Origin of the sequence: Streptomyces odonnellii, from assembly GCF_000981895.1 — a bacterium.
In the GTDB taxonomy this organism is placed as follows: domain Bacteria; phylum Actinomycetota; class Actinomycetes; order Streptomycetales; family Streptomycetaceae; genus Streptomyces; species Streptomyces odonnellii.
The window spans coordinates 1-14,646 of sequence record NZ_LATD01000207.1; the positions used below are offsets into that span (position 1 = coordinate 1).

The following is a 14,646-nucleotide window of genomic DNA, read 5'->3' on the forward strand; positions in this document are numbered from 1 at the left end:
CTTACGGGCAGCACCCCACCCCGTCACCCGGCTTCCGGTCCCCGACGGCGCCCTTCTCGGCGCCGGCCTCACCCGCCCCGCGCGGGCCCGCGCCGCTCACCACCACCCCGGCGAATCCGGCCCGCGCCCGCAGGAACCCGGTCGTCCCGATCGCGACCGCCGTCGTCGGGGTCGGTCTCACCGGCGTACTGGTCTGGAACCTGATCCCGGAGAGCCGCACCGTCGAGGACAACTCCCCCGGCACGGACCGGACCGTGAGCGGCGCGCCCGTCGATCCCGGCGCCCAGGCCGCCGATCCGGGCACCCCGACCCAGCGATCCACGGGCTCGCTGCTCACGCCCTCGGCCGCCAGAGAGGTGATCCGGAAGCTCAAGCCGGTCATGGGCGGTACCGAGGTGACCGGGTTCAAGCTGTACAGCGAGTACGCCTCGGCGGACGCCCCGGTCGCCGGGAACAAGGAGCTGTACGACACCTACGACTACCGGGGCGGCCGGACGACCAAGAGGGCGGGCGGCACACTCTCCGACGACGACGGCACGGTCGACCTGATGTCGATCAACTGGGACGCCCTGCCCGCTCTGCTCAGCAAGGCCGACAAGGATCTCGGTGTCGACAAGCCGACCTTCCGCTATGTCGTCGTCGAAGGGGCCTGGACCTTCGCCGACGGCAAGCCCACACTGCTCGTCTATGTGTCGGACGACTACGGCGGTGCCTATCTGGCCGCCGACATCTCGGGCAAGGTGCTGGAGAGCCATCCCAGGACGGGGAGCTGATCCACCGTCACCCGAATGGCGGCGAACAGCGGTCGAACAGCGGCGGCGGGCACAACCACCCGGACCGTTCGCGTGTCATCTCAGTCGAGCGGGGCGGAACATGACCCGTGCCGGGCGTGGACGCGTCCGGCGCCGTGCCGCCCTCGACCGATCGACCGAAACGGGGAAACCTCATGCGTATCCGTCCTGTCCTCGCCGCACCGGCGGCAGCCGCCTTCGCCCTTCTCCTGCTGGGCGGCACCGGCGCCCCGGCCGCCGTCGCCGCCCCGGCGGCCCTCCCCACCTGCCGCGAGTCCGCGGTCTCGGTGAGCGCCGCGCCCGGTGCCACGGCCCACGCCGTCCGGATCGGCGTCACCAACTGGAGCGGGCGCGCCTGCGTCGTCGACCGCATCCCCACCGTCACCTTCGGGGACCTGGACGGCGCGGCCCAGCCCGTGCCCCCGGTGGAGAGCGCCCCGTACCGGCTCGCCGCCGGAGGCTCCGCGTACGCCGCCGTGCGCACCCTCGACCCGGCCGCCACGGAAACCCGTACGGTCGCGTATCTGACGGTGGCGGCCGACCCGTCGCACTACGGCAAGTCGTTCGACGCGGCCTCGGTGGGATCCCCCGGCGGCATTCCGGTCTGGGAGCCGGTCACCACGCTGTGGCAGCCCACCCGCGCCGCGGCGGACGCGGCCCTCGCCGCCGCGGTTCGCTGACGTCCCGCCGGGGTCCGTATACCCGGCGGACCCCGGCCCGACGGCTGCCTGGCAGAGTAGAAGGGCCGGACTGGCCGGACTGAAAGTACGGACAGCGGTAACACGCAGGGGCGGCCAGGCAGTGGGGTGCGGCAGGCGTGACGGACGAGGGCGGAGTGAGCGGTGTGGAGCAGGACAACCGGAACAAGACGGAGTCGCAGACGGTCGCGGGGGCACCTTGCTGGGTGACGCTCCTCTCGCGTGAACTGCCCGCGGCCCAGGCCTTCTACGGTGATGTGCTGGGCTGGTCGTACCGGCCGGCGGGGCTCGGGGACGACTTCTGCGTCGCCCTCGCCGACGGGATGCCGGTCGCCGGCATCGGCGCGCTGGCCTCGTCCCTCCAGGTCGCCGTCTCCTGGACTCCGTACTTCGCGGTGGCCGACGTGGACGCGGCGGCGGCCCGGATCAGGGAGCGCGGCGCGACCGTGGCGGTGGGACCGCTGGCCTTCCACTCGGGCCGGGCGGCCCTCGCCACGGATCCCGACGGCGCGGCCTTCGGGATCTGGGAGGGCGCGGTGCGCTCGGACTGGACGGTGGGACGCGGAAGCGCGCCGGCCTGGCTGGAGCTGCGCACCCGCGACACCACGGACGCGGCCCGCTTCTACAGCCAGGTCCTCGGCTGGGCGCCGGAGGCCGAGGGCGGTCTCACGCTCGTACGGGAGGACGATCACGCGGTGCTGCGGCAGGACGAGCACGTGGTGGCCAAGATCCGGGGCGGCGGTGTGCAGGCCGTACCGGATCCCCGGATCAGGCCGCGGTGGCATGTGTACTTCCGGGTGCCGGAGGTGCCGGGCGCGGTCGACGCGGCGCTGAAGAGCGGTGGTGCGCTGCTGTCGCCCGAGGCGCCCTCGCCCGAGCTGCGGGAGGCGACGCTGCGGGATCCGGACGGCGCGCTGTTCACGGTGACATCGGAGGCGACGCGCTGACGGCCAGGCCCCCGGCGGACGAACGGGCGCGCGGCCGGCGTCGGATCGGCGCGCGCGTCCGGGCGTCCCGGGGGCAGCCGCCGCCCCGGGGCACCCGGTTCCTTCCGGGTCAGGTCCTTCCGGTCAGGCGGGCCGCTCCGGGGGAACGCCCTCGACCTCGAAGACGACCTCGTCCTCGTAGCACCACCACCAGCTCTCGCCGGGCTCGAAGGAGCGGATGAGCGGGTGGCCGGTCGCCTCGTAGTGCGCGGTCGCGTGCTTGTTCTTGGAGGAGTCGCAGCAGCCGATGTGCCCACAGGTCTGGCACTCCCGCAGATGCACCCAGGTGTCCCCGAGCGCCACGCACTCCGGGCAGGCGTCCAGGCTGTCCGGGTCCACCGGCCCCGCATCCGCGAGATGACTACAGATCATCCCGCCGATCCGCTCTTCTTCCTCATCCATCATGCCGCCGCCCGTCCGACCGCACCGGTCCCGTCGAGTCAGTCGCTTCTTCACCGTACGACCGGTCCCCCGCAACCGCCAGCAGAGCGCGGCCACCCGGGGCACGGAGCCCTCCGCGGGACCCGGGAGCGGAACGCCGGCGCCCGCCCTGAAGCAACTTGACACGTCTCTGACATCGGACAACTCTTATCATCCGGCGCACGACCGGGGCCGAACGGGGTACGGGGGTAGTGGAGTGACGCAGACGCGCGCGCGTATACGCAGGAGGCTCTCGGGGAGGGCCACGGCGGTGAGCGCGGTCCTGGCGCTCGCCGTCCCGCTGGCCGGTTGCGACTCGGCCGGTGACAGCGGCGGCGCCACATCGGCCCCGTCGGTCACCACACCGGCTCCGAGTCCCACGCCCACCGTCGATCCCGCCGCGTACCGCCGGGCGCTCACCACCACCCTCGGCCCGCTCGACAAGGCCCTGCGCGCGGTGGACCGGGCTCGGGAGGGTGCCGCGCTGAGCAAGGCGCTCGGCACGGCCGCCGGCGCGGCGGACACCGCCGCCTCCTCGCTGGAAACCACCGAGACCCCCGAGGACGCCGTCAGCGGCAATGCCGCGCTCGCCGCCTCGCTGCGCGGGCTGGGCCAGGACCTGGAGGACGCGCGGGCCGACGGGGGGCGCTGCGCCACCTCGCCGCGCGTCGAGCTGAACGCGGCGGACGGTCTCCAGCCCGTACGGGACGCCGGCGCCGCCCTCTCGGAGCTCGGCTATCCCGTACATCTGAAGCTGCCGAGGACCGAGAAGCCCAAACACCGGCGGCTCGGCAACGGCTCCTTCGTGAAGGACAGCGGACGCGGCGGCCTCGGGCAGCTCACCATCAGGAACGGCACCGGTTCCGACGCGGTGATCTCCCTGACGCGCGGCAAGCGGACCGTCTTCACGGTGTACGTACGCAAGGAGTCCAAAACGACCGTACGGCGCGTCAAGGACGGTTCGTACACGGTCTACTTCACCTCGGGCACGGACTGGAACGCGTCGAAGAAGTCCTTCACCCGCGACTGTTCCTTCGAGAAGTTCGACGACAAGGCGGACTTCCGTACGGTCGAGGTGTCCGGGGGCACCCAGTACACGGTGCTGACCTTCTCGCTCGCGAAGACGATCGGCGGCAACGCCACCACCTCCGAGGTCCCCGCGGACGAGTTCCCGTCCTGACCCGGGGGGCCGGGAGACGGGTGATACCCGTCTCCCGGCCCCCCGGAAACGGGATGACAAGTTCCGTACGGCTTTCAACATATGGCGTACGAGCTACCGTCACCCGGTCTTCACATGGCCGCTCGAACATCTGACTCGCTGAGCATCACAGGTATCGGCGAGGAGCAGAGATGGGCCACGGCCACCACCACCCGCACAATCACGGGCACGACCACACGCACGACAACCCGGCCGAGCACGGCCCGTTGCCCGCGGCGCTCGACGCCGGTGTGCCGGACAGCGAGCTGTCCCCGAGCCAGCTCTCCCGCCGCTCCATGCTGCGCCGCGCGGGTCTGCTCGGTGCCGGTCTGGCCGGCGCGGGCGTGCTGGGCGGTGCCACGACCGCCGCCGCCGACTCCAGCGGTTCCCCCCTGGGCGACCGTTCCAAGAGCAACGGCTTCCTGTGGCTGGCGGGCGACCACCACATCCACACGCAGTACAGCGACGACGGCAAGTACCGCGTCATCGACCAGGTCCGCCAGGGCACGGCGCACGGCCTGGACTGGATGGTCATCACCGACCACGGCAGCCAGACGCACGCCAAGATCGGCGTGGACAAGGTCAACCCGGACATCCAGGAAGCCCGCGAGAAGTTCAAGGACCAGCTCGTCTTCCAGGGCCTCGAGTGGAACATCCCGGGCGCCGAGCACGCCACGGTCTTCGTCCACCCGGGCCGCAACGAGGTGGAGGTGCTGAAGAAGTTCGAGAACGACTACGACGGCAGCCTGCACCCGAGCAGCGACAACGGCGTCAACGAGGCGCTGGCCATCTCCGGCCTCCAGTTCCTGGCCGAACAGGTCCGCCGCCGCAAGGTCGACGACGCCGTGATGCTGGCCAACCACCCGGCCCGCAACGGCATCGACTCGCCGCACGAGATCCGCAACTGGCGCGACGCCACCTCGGCCGACCACCCCATCGCCATCGGCATGGAGGGCGCCCCCGGCCACCAGGCCGCCGGTCTGCCCAAGCCCAAGGGCGGCGGCCAGGCCCGTGGCTTCTACGGCAACAACCCCAACGCCAACTCCTTCCCGGGCTACCCGGCGGACAGCTACCGCACCTGGGGCGGCTTCGACTGGATGACCTCCACCGTCGGCGGTCTCTGGGACAGCCTGCTGGCCGAGGGCAAGCCGTGGTGGATCACCGCCAACTCCGACTCGCACCGGGTCTACACCGACCCGTCCGTCTACGGCCCCGACGACAACTTCACGGGCAACGGCCGGCACTCCGACCCCGTCTACGGCAACGACGGCCTCAACCTCACCGAGGGTGACTACTGGCCGGGCCACTACAGCCGTACGCACGTCGGCGCGGACCGCTTCTCGTACGCGGCGGTCATGGACGGCATGCGCGCGGGCCGTATCTGGGTCGACCACGGCGCGCTGATCAGCGGTCTCGACGTCCGGATCAAGGGCAGCAGCCGCTGGACGACGCTCGGTGGCGCGCTGCACACCAAGCGCGGTGACAATGTCGAGCTGACCATCGACATCGCGCTGGCCAACGGCGCCAACTGGGCGCAGTTCGTGCCGAAGCTGGCTCGTGTCGACATCATCCAGGGCGATGTCACGGGCCCGGTGCGCGACAAGGACACCTTCACCGCGCCGACCGCCAAGGTCGTCAAGTCCTTCGAGGTCAACAAGTCCACGGGCACCGTCAGCCTCACGTACAAGCTGGGCCGGGTCTCCACCCCGCTGTACCTCCGGCTGCGCGGCACCGACGGCAACCGCAGCGCGGTGGGCGTCCACGGCGCGGCGGTCGACCCGTTCGGCCCGGCGCTCGACGTCGTCGGTGACGCCGACCCGTGGAAGGACCTGTGGTTCTACTCCAACCCCATCTGGGTCCTGCCTTCCTGAAACGGATCCTGAGAGCGGGGAACTTTCCAAGACGGACCACCGTTGAGGAAGAGTGAGAGGGTGCGGGCCGGAGTCCCCGGTTCCACACCTTCCCCCTGTACGGCCCCGACTGGAATCCCCCGTCCGGTCGGGGCCTCTCTCATCCCGGGCTCAGACTCGGGCGGCGGTGAGGCGGCGATGGCGGGCCCGGGCGAGGCGGAGGAGCGCGGTGCTTTCGAGGCGGCCACGGGCGACGGACCGGCGCCCGGCGTGGAGCCGCGGGCGCGGGCGGCCGAGGTCCGGGTCGCCTTCGAGGGGCTGCTGCAGATCCGGCGGATGACGTTCACGGGCGCCGGTGATCCGGCATCCGTGCCGGCGCCCTGGGAGCGGCAGCGGCCGGTGCGGGCGGTGGCACTGGCGCTGGAGGCGGCCGGGCTGGCGCCGTCGGCGGTGGACGGGGCGGGACTGCGTACCGCGACCGGGTTCCGTGTGCTCGCCGGGGAGCGGCCCGCGAGCGTACGGGTGGAGTGGCTGGGGCCGGCCGGGTCCGGGGCGGCGCAGCAGGAGGAGCGCGCGCTGACCGAGTGCGCGGCGGTGCTGGAGCGACTGGGCTGGGAGGCACTGCTCTACAGGGGCCCGCGCCGCCACCGCTTCCTTGAGGTGGAGCCGTTGCGCTGAGCCGCTGCACCGGTCCCTCCTCGATCGCCGGACCGACCGGCTCAGCCGGGCTCCGCCAGCTCGCCCAGCACATCCGTGTGGCGGGGTTTCCAGCCCAGTACGGACCGGGCCCGCGCCCCCGTGAGCCGCTGGTCGAGCGCGAACGCCTCTGCGACCGGGCCCATCCGGTCGACCGCCTGAGCGAGCGTCAGCCGTTCCGTACGGCCGGGGCAGCCCGCGGCGCGCCCGACCGCTCCGGCGATCTCGGCCAGCGTGGGGTGTTCCTCGGTCACTCCGGCGAAGACCGATCCGGCCGGCGCGCCCAGCGCCAGGACGTACAGCTCCGCGATGTCCTCCACATGGACCACCGTCCAGTGGTTGGAGCCGTCGCCGATCAGGGGCACCGCCCCGGACTCCCGCGCCGGACCGGTGAGAAACGCCTCGATGAGCCCGCCGCCCCCGCCGTGGACGACGCCGGGCATGACGACGACCGGGTGTCCCCCGGTGGCCGCGCGGGCGAGGACACGCTCCTCGTTGGCGAGCCGCCACGCGGTGATCGCCGGCGGGTTCCTGGGCGCGTCCTCGTCGACGACGACCCCCGTGTTCCCGTACACCCAGACCCCGCCGGTGTGGATGTACGGTCCGGCGCCCACGCCGTCCTGCATGGCGTCGGCGGCCCCGCGGTCCACGGTGGCCGCGTCGGCCGTTTCCTCGGCGCCGAGATGGATCACGCCGTCCGCCCGGGACGCTGCCTCGCGCAGCACCTCCGTATCGGTGAGACTGCCCCGTACGGGCTCGGCGCCCAGCCGGGACACGGTCTCGGCGGACCGGTCGCTGCGGACCAGCGCGGTCACACCGATCCCGTGGTCGCGCAGGGCGGCGATGGCGCGGCGGCCGATGTAACCGGAACCGCCCGTGAGGAAAACCGATTTGACCGGCATGTCCCGCCTCCGCTGCTCCCGGGCCGCTGTCCGTCCTCCGTCATCCTGCTCGACGGGCGGCCGCAGCGCACGCCGGAACGGACGGAGCGGCCCGCCGACGGGATCTCCGTCCGCGGACCGCTCTCACAGCCCTCTCCCAGCCCTCGGGAAGGGACCTGTCAGGGATAGGCGACGAGGTTCGCCACGTTGGTGGCCGAGTTCGACGGGCCTCCCCGGTCGTTGATCACATGCCGGATGGTCCCGGTGCCGCCCAGGGACACCGTCACCATGTTGCGGAACCGCACATTGACGTTGTTCGGCACCTCGAAGGCATGCTCCGCCGTCACGCTGTTGTTGACGTTGAAGAAGCAGTAGCTGCCCAGGCCGTACGCCTGGTGGCTGGTCACGGAGTCGGCCACCTTGTACGCGGCGTATCCCTGGGTCCCGCCGTTCATCCAGGCCGCCTGGTTGGGCGGGTCGTACGGCATCTCGTTCTGGTAGAAGTACGTCTTCCCGCCGTTGCCGTTCCAGATCGTCTGATGCTTCTGGTAGTGCTCGACGAACAGGCCGTACATGGTGACATCGGCGCCGTTGACGACCAGTCCGGTGTCCGCGGTGTTGGTGTTCCAGCCCACCCCGCTGCCGTGGTCGGCGCGCCAGATCCACATGTGGTCGCCGATCACATTGCGGCTGTTGACGACCAGGCTGGTGGTCGCCCTGCCGACGCCCGCGCCGCCGACGCGGAAGAACACGTCGTGCAGCGAGGTCGGGTTGGCCGCGTGGCTCGCGGTGGAGCCGTCGGCGCCGACCTCCATCAGGCGCTGGGAGTTGACCGGCCCCGCGTCGATGAGCAGACCCGCGACCTTCACTCCGTCCACATCGGCGACCGACACCGCGGTGATCCCGTTGTCCGGGATGAAGGTGGCGAGGCCGAGTCCGAGGACGACGGTGTCCGGCCTGGTGATCCTCAGGGTCTGGTCGAGGTGGTAGACCCCGGGGGTGACCAGCAGGTTCTTGCCCTGCGCCAGTGCGGCGTCGAGATCCGCGGCGGTCGCCCCGGGCTTCGCGATGTAGAACTGGTCCAGCGGGATCGACGTACCGGCCGGAGCCCCGGCCGACCAGGTCGTACCCCTGGAGTTGTTCCGCAGTGCCGGGACGAACACCTTGTAGGCGCCGGCCTGGTCGACGTACAGGAACGGCTTCTCACGGACCTGCGGGGTCTGGTCGACCGTAGTGTAGGGCGGGCTGGGAAAGCTGTTCGCGGGCGCGTTCTGGGCGCCGACGAACACCATGTTCCAGTTGGATCCCGTCCAGCTCCCCCATTCGGTGTTGCGGGAGAGCCACTGCTGCTGCGAGCCGGACCTGACCTGCCCGTCGACCTTGGAGTCGGCCATGAAGCCACCGCTCGACCAGCCGCCGTCGTCCAGTGCCAGATTGCCGCGGACATGCATACGGCGGTACGGAGCGGCCTGCGAGACGGCCCAGCGGTCGGTGCCCGAGGTGGGGGTCACGGAGAGGTTCTCGGCGCTGCGCCAGAAGTTCTGGGTGGCGTTCTGCGGCGGGAACCAGTCGGCCTCGACATGGACCGAGCCCCGGATGTTCACATCGTCGGGCGACAGACCGAGACCGGCGACCTGGGTGTAGAAGCCGACGTTCACATTGGCGTCGTAGGTGCCGGGCTTGAACAGGAAGGCGGCCCGCTGGGTGCCGAACTGATTGGTCTCCTGCTGACGGAAGGTGGCGTCCACCCGGCTCTGGATGGTGCCGGCAGACATCGACGGGTCGAAGACGACGACATTGGGGCCGAGGTCGGGCGTGCCCGGGGGCACCGGCGGATCGGCGGCCTGCACCCGGAAGGACTGCGCGCTCGATCCGTTGCAGGTGTACTGCTGGAGCTGGACGCTGTCCGCGGTGGCGGCGCCGGGCACGTCGAGGCACTTGCCGCTGCCGCGGTTCACGAAGTGGTACGCGCCGTCGGCCTCGGCGACCGGCTGCCACTGCTGGTTGACGCCGTCGCCGTACGTCCAGAGCTGGATCGGCGCGCCGTCGGCGGCCGAGACGTCGGTGACGTCCCAGACCTGGTTCCCGTCGTTGCGGTTGCCGGCCCTGACGAAGCCGCCGCTGGTGGCGGTGAGGCTCCAGTGCTGGGCGAGGCTGCCGTTGCAGGTGTATTGCTGTACGGCGGTGCCATTGCCGGTGGCGGCGGCGCGGGCGTCCACGCACTTGCCGCTCGCCTTGTTGACGACGGTGGTCCACCCGGTGGGCGGCGCCGCCGCAGCGGCACCGCCCACCGTGACACCGCCCTCCACGGCGGTCCCCGCCGCGGCCTCCTGCTGGGGCAGGGCGGCCAGCGACATGCAGAGAGCCACTACGGTCAGCAGCAGCGTGAACGGGGACAGCCGGTGGTACCGGTGGCGGCCCGGCGTGGCGCCGCCACCGTACGAGAGCGTGTTCATGTGTTCTCCCCGCCGGTCAGCCGGCGTACTGCGCGAAGACGCGGGTGAAGTCCCACGCCTGCTGGCCGATGCCCGAGCAGGTGTCGGCTCCGCCGCCGGTGCAGGGCCGGTCGCGGTTGACCGACCAGAAGGTCAGCCGGGCGAGATGGTGCTGCTGCGCGTAGGCGAGGATGGTGCGGAAGTCCGCGACGGTCACCGTCTCGTTGTTGTCGGTGATGCCGTTCATCGACGAGATGCCGATGCGGCGGTACGTCTGGTCGTCGCTGTACCCGTACGCGTTCTTGACCGCGTTCTTCAGGCCCTCGGCCGCCCGGGTGGTGAGCGTGCCCATGTTCTGGCCCGCGCCGCCGAAGTTGAACGGCATGATCGTCCAGCTGTCGACGGTCAGACCGGCGCCGGCGGCGCGGTTGATCAGGCTGGTGTCGGGGCCGTTCTGGCCGGTGCCGAAGGTGATGTACACCTTGATGCCCGGGTTGTTGGCCTTGATGGTCTTCAGCGCGTCCACGGTCCGCTGCTGGACGGTGGGGCTGTCGTACGCCGCGGCCTCGATGTCGATGTCGATCGCCTTGAGGCCGTACGCGTTGATGACCTTCTGGTACGCGGCGGCCAGCTCACCGGCGCTGGAGCAGGAGCTCTCCAGCTTGTTGCCGCTCCACCCGCCGAACGAGGGGATGATGTCGCCGCCCGCGCCGCGCACGGTGTTGATGGTCTGCTGGTCCACTCCGCCGGTCAGCGGGCGCCCGCCGTCCCACTGCGGGTTGCAGTAGCCGTTGCTGAGCACGAAGGCCAGGGTGAACCACTTCACGCCGGTCGCGTTCATGACGGTGACCGGGTTCGGCGGGCTGCCCCAGCCGTTGTAGATGTACGGGGCGACCGCCATGGGGCCGCTGGGCACGGGCGGGTTGCCGCCGCCCGAGGGCGCGGTCCACTTCTGGTTCGCGGCGCCCGTGCAGGTCCAGATCTGGAGGCGGGTGCCGTTCGCCGAGGTGTTCCCCGTGACGTCCATGCACTTGTTCGCCTGGGTGTTGACGATGTCGCGCGCGGCGGAGACGGTCCACTTCTGGTTGGGCGTGCCGGCGCAGTCCCAGATCTGGAGCTGGGCACCGTTGGCGGTGCCGTTGTCCTTGACGTCGAGGCACTTGCCGAGGGCCCGGATCGAGCCGTCGGAGGCGACGTCCCACTGCTGGGCGGCGGAGCCGTTGCAGTCGTAGAGCTGCACTGCCGTGCCGTTGGCAGAGTTGGCGCCCGCCACGTCCACGCACTTGCCGCCGAGGCCCGTGATCGTACCGACCGCGGCGACGGCGGCGGTGGCCGGTGCGGGCGCGGTGACCAGCGCGGCACCGGCGGCGAGCGGCAGGGCGATGAGCAGGGCCAGGGATCTGAGGGTCTTGCGGATACCGCTCACGGCCGCCATCAGCGGTTCACCGTCCACTTCTGGTTCGCGGTGCCGGTGCAGGTCCAGATCTGGAGGCGGGTGCCGTTCGCCGAGCTGTTGCCCGTGACGTCCATGCACTTGTTGGCCTGGATGTTCACCACATCGCGGGCGGCGGGCAGGGCCCACCGCTGATTGCCGGTGCCGGCGCAGTCCCAGATCTGGAGCTGAGCGCCGTCCGCCACGCTGTTGTCCTTGACGTCCAGGCACTTGCCGAGCGCGCGGAGCGAACCGTCGGAGCCGACCGTCCACTGCTGGGCGGCGGAGCCGTTGCAGTCGTAGAGCTGTACGGGGGTGCCGTTGGCCGGGTTGGCGCCCGCCACGTCCACGCACTTGCCGCCGAGGCCCGTGATCGTACCGGCGCCTCCGCCCGGGCCGTTGTCGTTCGTGGTGACGCGTACGTAGTCGACGACGAGCTGGGACGGGAAGGGGGTGCTGCTGTTGGGGTCGCCGGGCCAGTAGCCGCCGACCGCCAGGTTCAGGATCATGAAGAACGGCCTGTTGAACACCCAGGACCGGCCGCCGAGATCGGCGGGGGTGCGGCGCTGGTAGACATTGCCGTCGACGCTCCAGGTGATGGAGTCGGGCGCCCAGTCGATGGCGAAGGTGTGGAAGGCGTCCGCGAACGCCTGGCCGCCGGGCAGGGTGTAGCCGGCGCCGATGCCGCCGGAGCCGGAGTAGCCGGGGCCGTGCAGGGTGCCATGGACGGTGCCGGGCTCGAAGCCGACGTTCTCCATGATGTCGATCTCGCCTTGGTCGGGCCAGCCGCCGCCGGTGCTGCCGAGCATCCAGAAGGCGGGCCACATGCCCTGGCCGCGCGGCACCTTCATCCGGGACTCGACCCGGCCGTACTGCGCGGTGAACTTGCCGGCGGTGTTCAGCCGGGCGGAGGTGTACTCGCACCGGCCGTACCAGCACTGGTAGTTGCCGGGGTTGTCCTTGCGCGCGGTGATGACCAGGTTGCCCTGGCCGTCGAGGGCGGCGTTGTTGTTGCCGGCCGTGTAGTACTGCCGCTCGTGGTTGTTGACGTTGTCGCCGGTCTCTATCTGCCACTTGCTGCCGTCGACGGCCGATCCGGCGGGACCGTTGAAGTCGTCGGAGAAGGTCACGGCGGCGATCGAGGCGGCCGCCTCGGCGCGGGGTTCGGGCGCGGAGGCCGCGGAGGCGGGGACCGCCGCCAGCACGCTCGTACAGCAGAGCAGGGCCAGCGCGGAAAGCGCGATTCGGCGTCCCAGGGGGATTCGCACAGGTCATCACTTCACTTAAGTGGGGGGTCATGCGCATGACATCGCACCGAGGGGGGACTGTCCGGAGGATCACCTCGGGCGCTTATTTCAGTACTTGATTTAAGGGAGGGCGCGAGGGGCCGTCAAGGAGCTGGTATGGACCAAAGTTGGCCAGCTCCTTGGCCATTGCTCATCCATATGAACGCAGACCGCCCGGAACCGGGCGGTCCGGGGGCCGATCCACGATTGACTTGACCTGCACATGACCGGCAGTGTGGGTTTTCGCACAGCCCCACGGGCCCACAGGCGCCGTGGAAGGCTCCCCCGCCGGAGAGGACAGTCACCCATGTCCCGTCGTCAACTCCCCACTCTACGCGCGTTGCTGGTGCTCGGCGCCGCCACCGCGGTACTCGCCACCACCGCCGCCGCGGCACCGGCCGCCACACCGCCCCAGGCCTCGGCCCCCGCCCCGGACACGGCCCGCACCCTCGCCGCGCTCGACGACACGTACTACCAGGGCGCGCTCGGCAAGACCGGCCCGGCGCTCAAGTCCGCCCTGCACACGATCATCAGGAACCAGACGAAGATCTCGTACGCACAGGTCTGGGACGCGCTCAAGAGCACCGACCAGGACCCCGCGAACAGCTCGAACGTGATCCTGCTGTACTCCGGCCGGTCGCAGTCGAAGTCGAGCAACGGCGGCAACTCGGGCCAGTGGAACCGCGAGCACGTCTGGGCCCAGTCCCACGGCGGCTTCGGCACCTCGGCCGGCCCCGGCACCGACCTCCACCATCTGCGCCCCGAGGACGTCGGCGTCAACGGCATACGTGGGAACAAGGACTTCGACACCGGCGGCAGCGCGGTCTCCGGTGCCCCGGGCAACTACACCGACTCCGACTCCTTCGAGCCGCGCAACGCGGTCAAGGGCGATGTCGCCCGGATGATCCTCTACATGGCCGTACGGTACGAGGGCGGCGACTCCTGGCCCGACCTCGAACCCAACGAGCGGGTCAACAACGGCTCCACGCCCGCGATGGGCAAGCTGTCCGTACTGAAGCGGTGGAGCGACCAGGACCCGCCGGACGCCTTCGAGAAGCGCCGCAACGAGGTCATCTACAGCCAGTACCAGCACAACCGCAACCCGTTCATCGACCACCCCGAATGGGTCGAGGCCATCTGGTGACCGCGGCGCGGCATGCCCGTGCCTGACCGGGCCCGGTGCCAGACTGTGCCGCGTTAACTCCAAGCGCCCCCACCGGGGAATGCTGGCCGGAGCCCCCGGGGACGCGCTTCCCCCGGGGGCTCCGGCTTGCCCGGCTTGAACGGCTTGAACGGTGTGCCGCCCGAACGGCTTGCGTGGTGTGCCGCCCGAACGGCTTGCGCGGCTTGTTGAACGGCTTGCGCGGGGGCCGCAGCGGCCGGCACCGAGCACTCCTGGACATGTGTCTATACTTCCTGGGCACATGTCCAGTTGTTTCTGCCGAGTTCGGGGGACCCACGTCATGGGGACAGCCGCGCACATACTCGTCGGCCTGGTGGCCGCCTTCCACGTCTACATCATGGTTCTGGAGATGTTCCTGTGGGAGCGCGCACCGGGCCGGGGGCTCTCCGGGTTCGACGCCGAGATGGCACGCGCGACCGCGCCGCTCGCCGCCAACCAGGGCCTCTACAACGGGTTTCTGGCCGCCGGGCTGTTCTGGGGGCTGATCGCCGGCGACCCGACCGGCTACCGCGCGCAGATCTTCTTCCTGATCTGTGTGGTCGCCGCCGGGGTGTACGGCGGGATCACCGCCAACCGGCGCATCCTGCTCGTCCAGGCACTGCCGGGCGCGGTCACCCTGGCCGCCGTCCTCGCGGCGGGATGAGCGGGACGCCCCCCGGGACTTCCCCCGGGCCCCCGCCCGGCGGGCCCCCGGGCCGTCCTTCCGCCGGCCCGGCGGGCGATCCGCGTACCGCCAGGACCCGGGCCAGACTGCGACAGGCGCTGCTCGACGAGTGCGCCGAGCGGCCGT

12 protein-coding genes and 1 pseudogene are annotated in these 14,646 nt (G+C 71.1%); 8 read left to right on the top strand and 5 right to left on the bottom strand.

What is annotated here, in order from left to right:
• The 3 genes and pseudogenes from WH07_RS19945 to WH07_RS19955 form a co-directional block, all read left to right on the top strand.
• Positions 1-773: pseudogene (locus WH07_RS19945) on the top strand (serine/threonine-protein kinase); the annotation flags it as partial.
• 173 nt (positions 774-946) lie between these two features.
• Positions 947-1,471 carry a DUF4232 domain-containing protein gene (locus WH07_RS19950; protein ID WP_046501679.1) on the top strand — a complete coding sequence of 175 codons (525 nt, stop codon included), beginning with the start codon at positions 947-949 and terminating at the stop codon, positions 1,469-1,471.
• 137 nt (positions 1,472-1,608) lie between these two features.
• The gene (locus tag WH07_RS19955) at positions 1,609-2,436 is read left to right on the top strand and encodes a VOC family protein (RefSeq protein WP_408645875.1); all 828 of its coding nucleotides are present in this window, start codon (positions 1,609-1,611) and stop codon (positions 2,434-2,436) included.
• A 123-nt stretch (positions 2,437-2,559) separates the two neighbouring features.
• Here WH07_RS19955 and WH07_RS19960 read toward each other — a convergent pair whose 3' ends face one another.
• Positions 2,560-2,880 carry a UBP-type zinc finger domain-containing protein gene (locus WH07_RS19960; protein ID WP_232788980.1) on the bottom strand — a complete coding sequence of 107 codons (321 nt, stop codon included), beginning with the start codon at positions 2,878-2,880 and terminating at the stop codon, positions 2,560-2,562.
• Between the two features lie 286 nt (positions 2,881-3,166).
• Between WH07_RS19960 and WH07_RS19965 the strand changes: the two genes are divergently transcribed.
• The 3 genes from WH07_RS19965 to WH07_RS19975 all read left to right on the top strand — a co-directional run bounded on the left by WH07_RS19965 (position 3,167) and on the right by WH07_RS19975 (position 6,621).
• Positions 3,167-4,075 carry a hypothetical protein gene (locus WH07_RS19965; protein ID WP_052744486.1) on the top strand — a complete coding sequence of 303 codons (909 nt, stop codon included), beginning with the start codon at positions 3,167-3,169 and terminating at the stop codon, positions 4,073-4,075.
• Between the two features lie 170 nt (positions 4,076-4,245).
• On the top strand, positions 4,246-5,964 hold the full coding sequence (locus tag WH07_RS19970; RefSeq protein ID WP_046501684.1) for a PHP domain-containing protein: 1,719 nt from the start codon (positions 4,246-4,248) through the stop codon (positions 5,962-5,964).
• A gap of 177 nt (positions 5,965-6,141) precedes the next feature.
• The gene (locus tag WH07_RS19975) at positions 6,142-6,621 is read left to right on the top strand and encodes a hypothetical protein (protein WP_046501685.1); all 480 of its coding nucleotides are present in this window, start codon (positions 6,142-6,144) and stop codon (positions 6,619-6,621) included.
• Positions 6,622-6,662: 41 nt separating this feature from the next.
• Here the strand turns inward: WH07_RS19975 and WH07_RS19980 are convergent, their stop codons facing one another.
• The 4 genes from WH07_RS19980 to WH07_RS19995 all read right to left on the bottom strand — a co-directional run bounded on the left by WH07_RS19980 (position 6,663) and on the right by WH07_RS19995 (position 12,589).
• Entirely contained in the window at positions 6,663-7,541 is an 879-nt protein-coding gene (locus WH07_RS19980) for an NAD-dependent epimerase/dehydratase family protein (protein WP_046501687.1), read from the bottom strand.
• Positions 7,542-7,699: 158 nt separating this feature from the next.
• The gene (locus WH07_RS19985; protein WP_079023379.1) at positions 7,700-9,877 is read right to left on the bottom strand and encodes an RICIN domain-containing protein; all 2,178 of its coding nucleotides are present in this window, start codon (positions 9,875-9,877) and stop codon (positions 7,700-7,702) included.
• Positions 9,878-9,992: 115 nt separating this feature from the next.
• Positions 9,993-11,390: a ricin-type beta-trefoil lectin domain protein gene (locus tag WH07_RS19990; protein ID WP_046501706.1), complete on the bottom strand. Its 1,398-nt coding sequence runs from the start codon at positions 11,388-11,390 to the stop codon at positions 9,993-9,995.
• Positions 11,390-12,589, bottom strand: coding sequence for a family 16 glycosylhydrolase (locus WH07_RS19995; RefSeq protein WP_408645877.1), 1,200 nt, complete (start codon positions 12,587-12,589; stop codon positions 11,390-11,392). The genes WH07_RS19990 and WH07_RS19995 overlap by 1 nt, the downstream gene beginning before the upstream one ends.
• A gap of 391 nt (positions 12,590-12,980) precedes the next feature.
• On the opposite strand from WH07_RS19995, the gene WH07_RS20000 reads away from it, so the two are divergent.
• Complete coding sequence (locus tag WH07_RS20000; RefSeq protein WP_046501691.1) at positions 12,981-13,817, top strand: endonuclease I family protein; 837 nt, start codon at positions 12,981-12,983, stop codon at positions 13,815-13,817.
• A gap of 319 nt (positions 13,818-14,136) precedes the next feature.
• Positions 14,137-14,499, top strand: coding sequence for a DUF1304 domain-containing protein (locus WH07_RS20005; RefSeq protein ID WP_046501694.1), 363 nt, complete (start codon positions 14,137-14,139; stop codon positions 14,497-14,499).
• Positions 14,500-14,646: the final 147 nt, after the last annotated feature.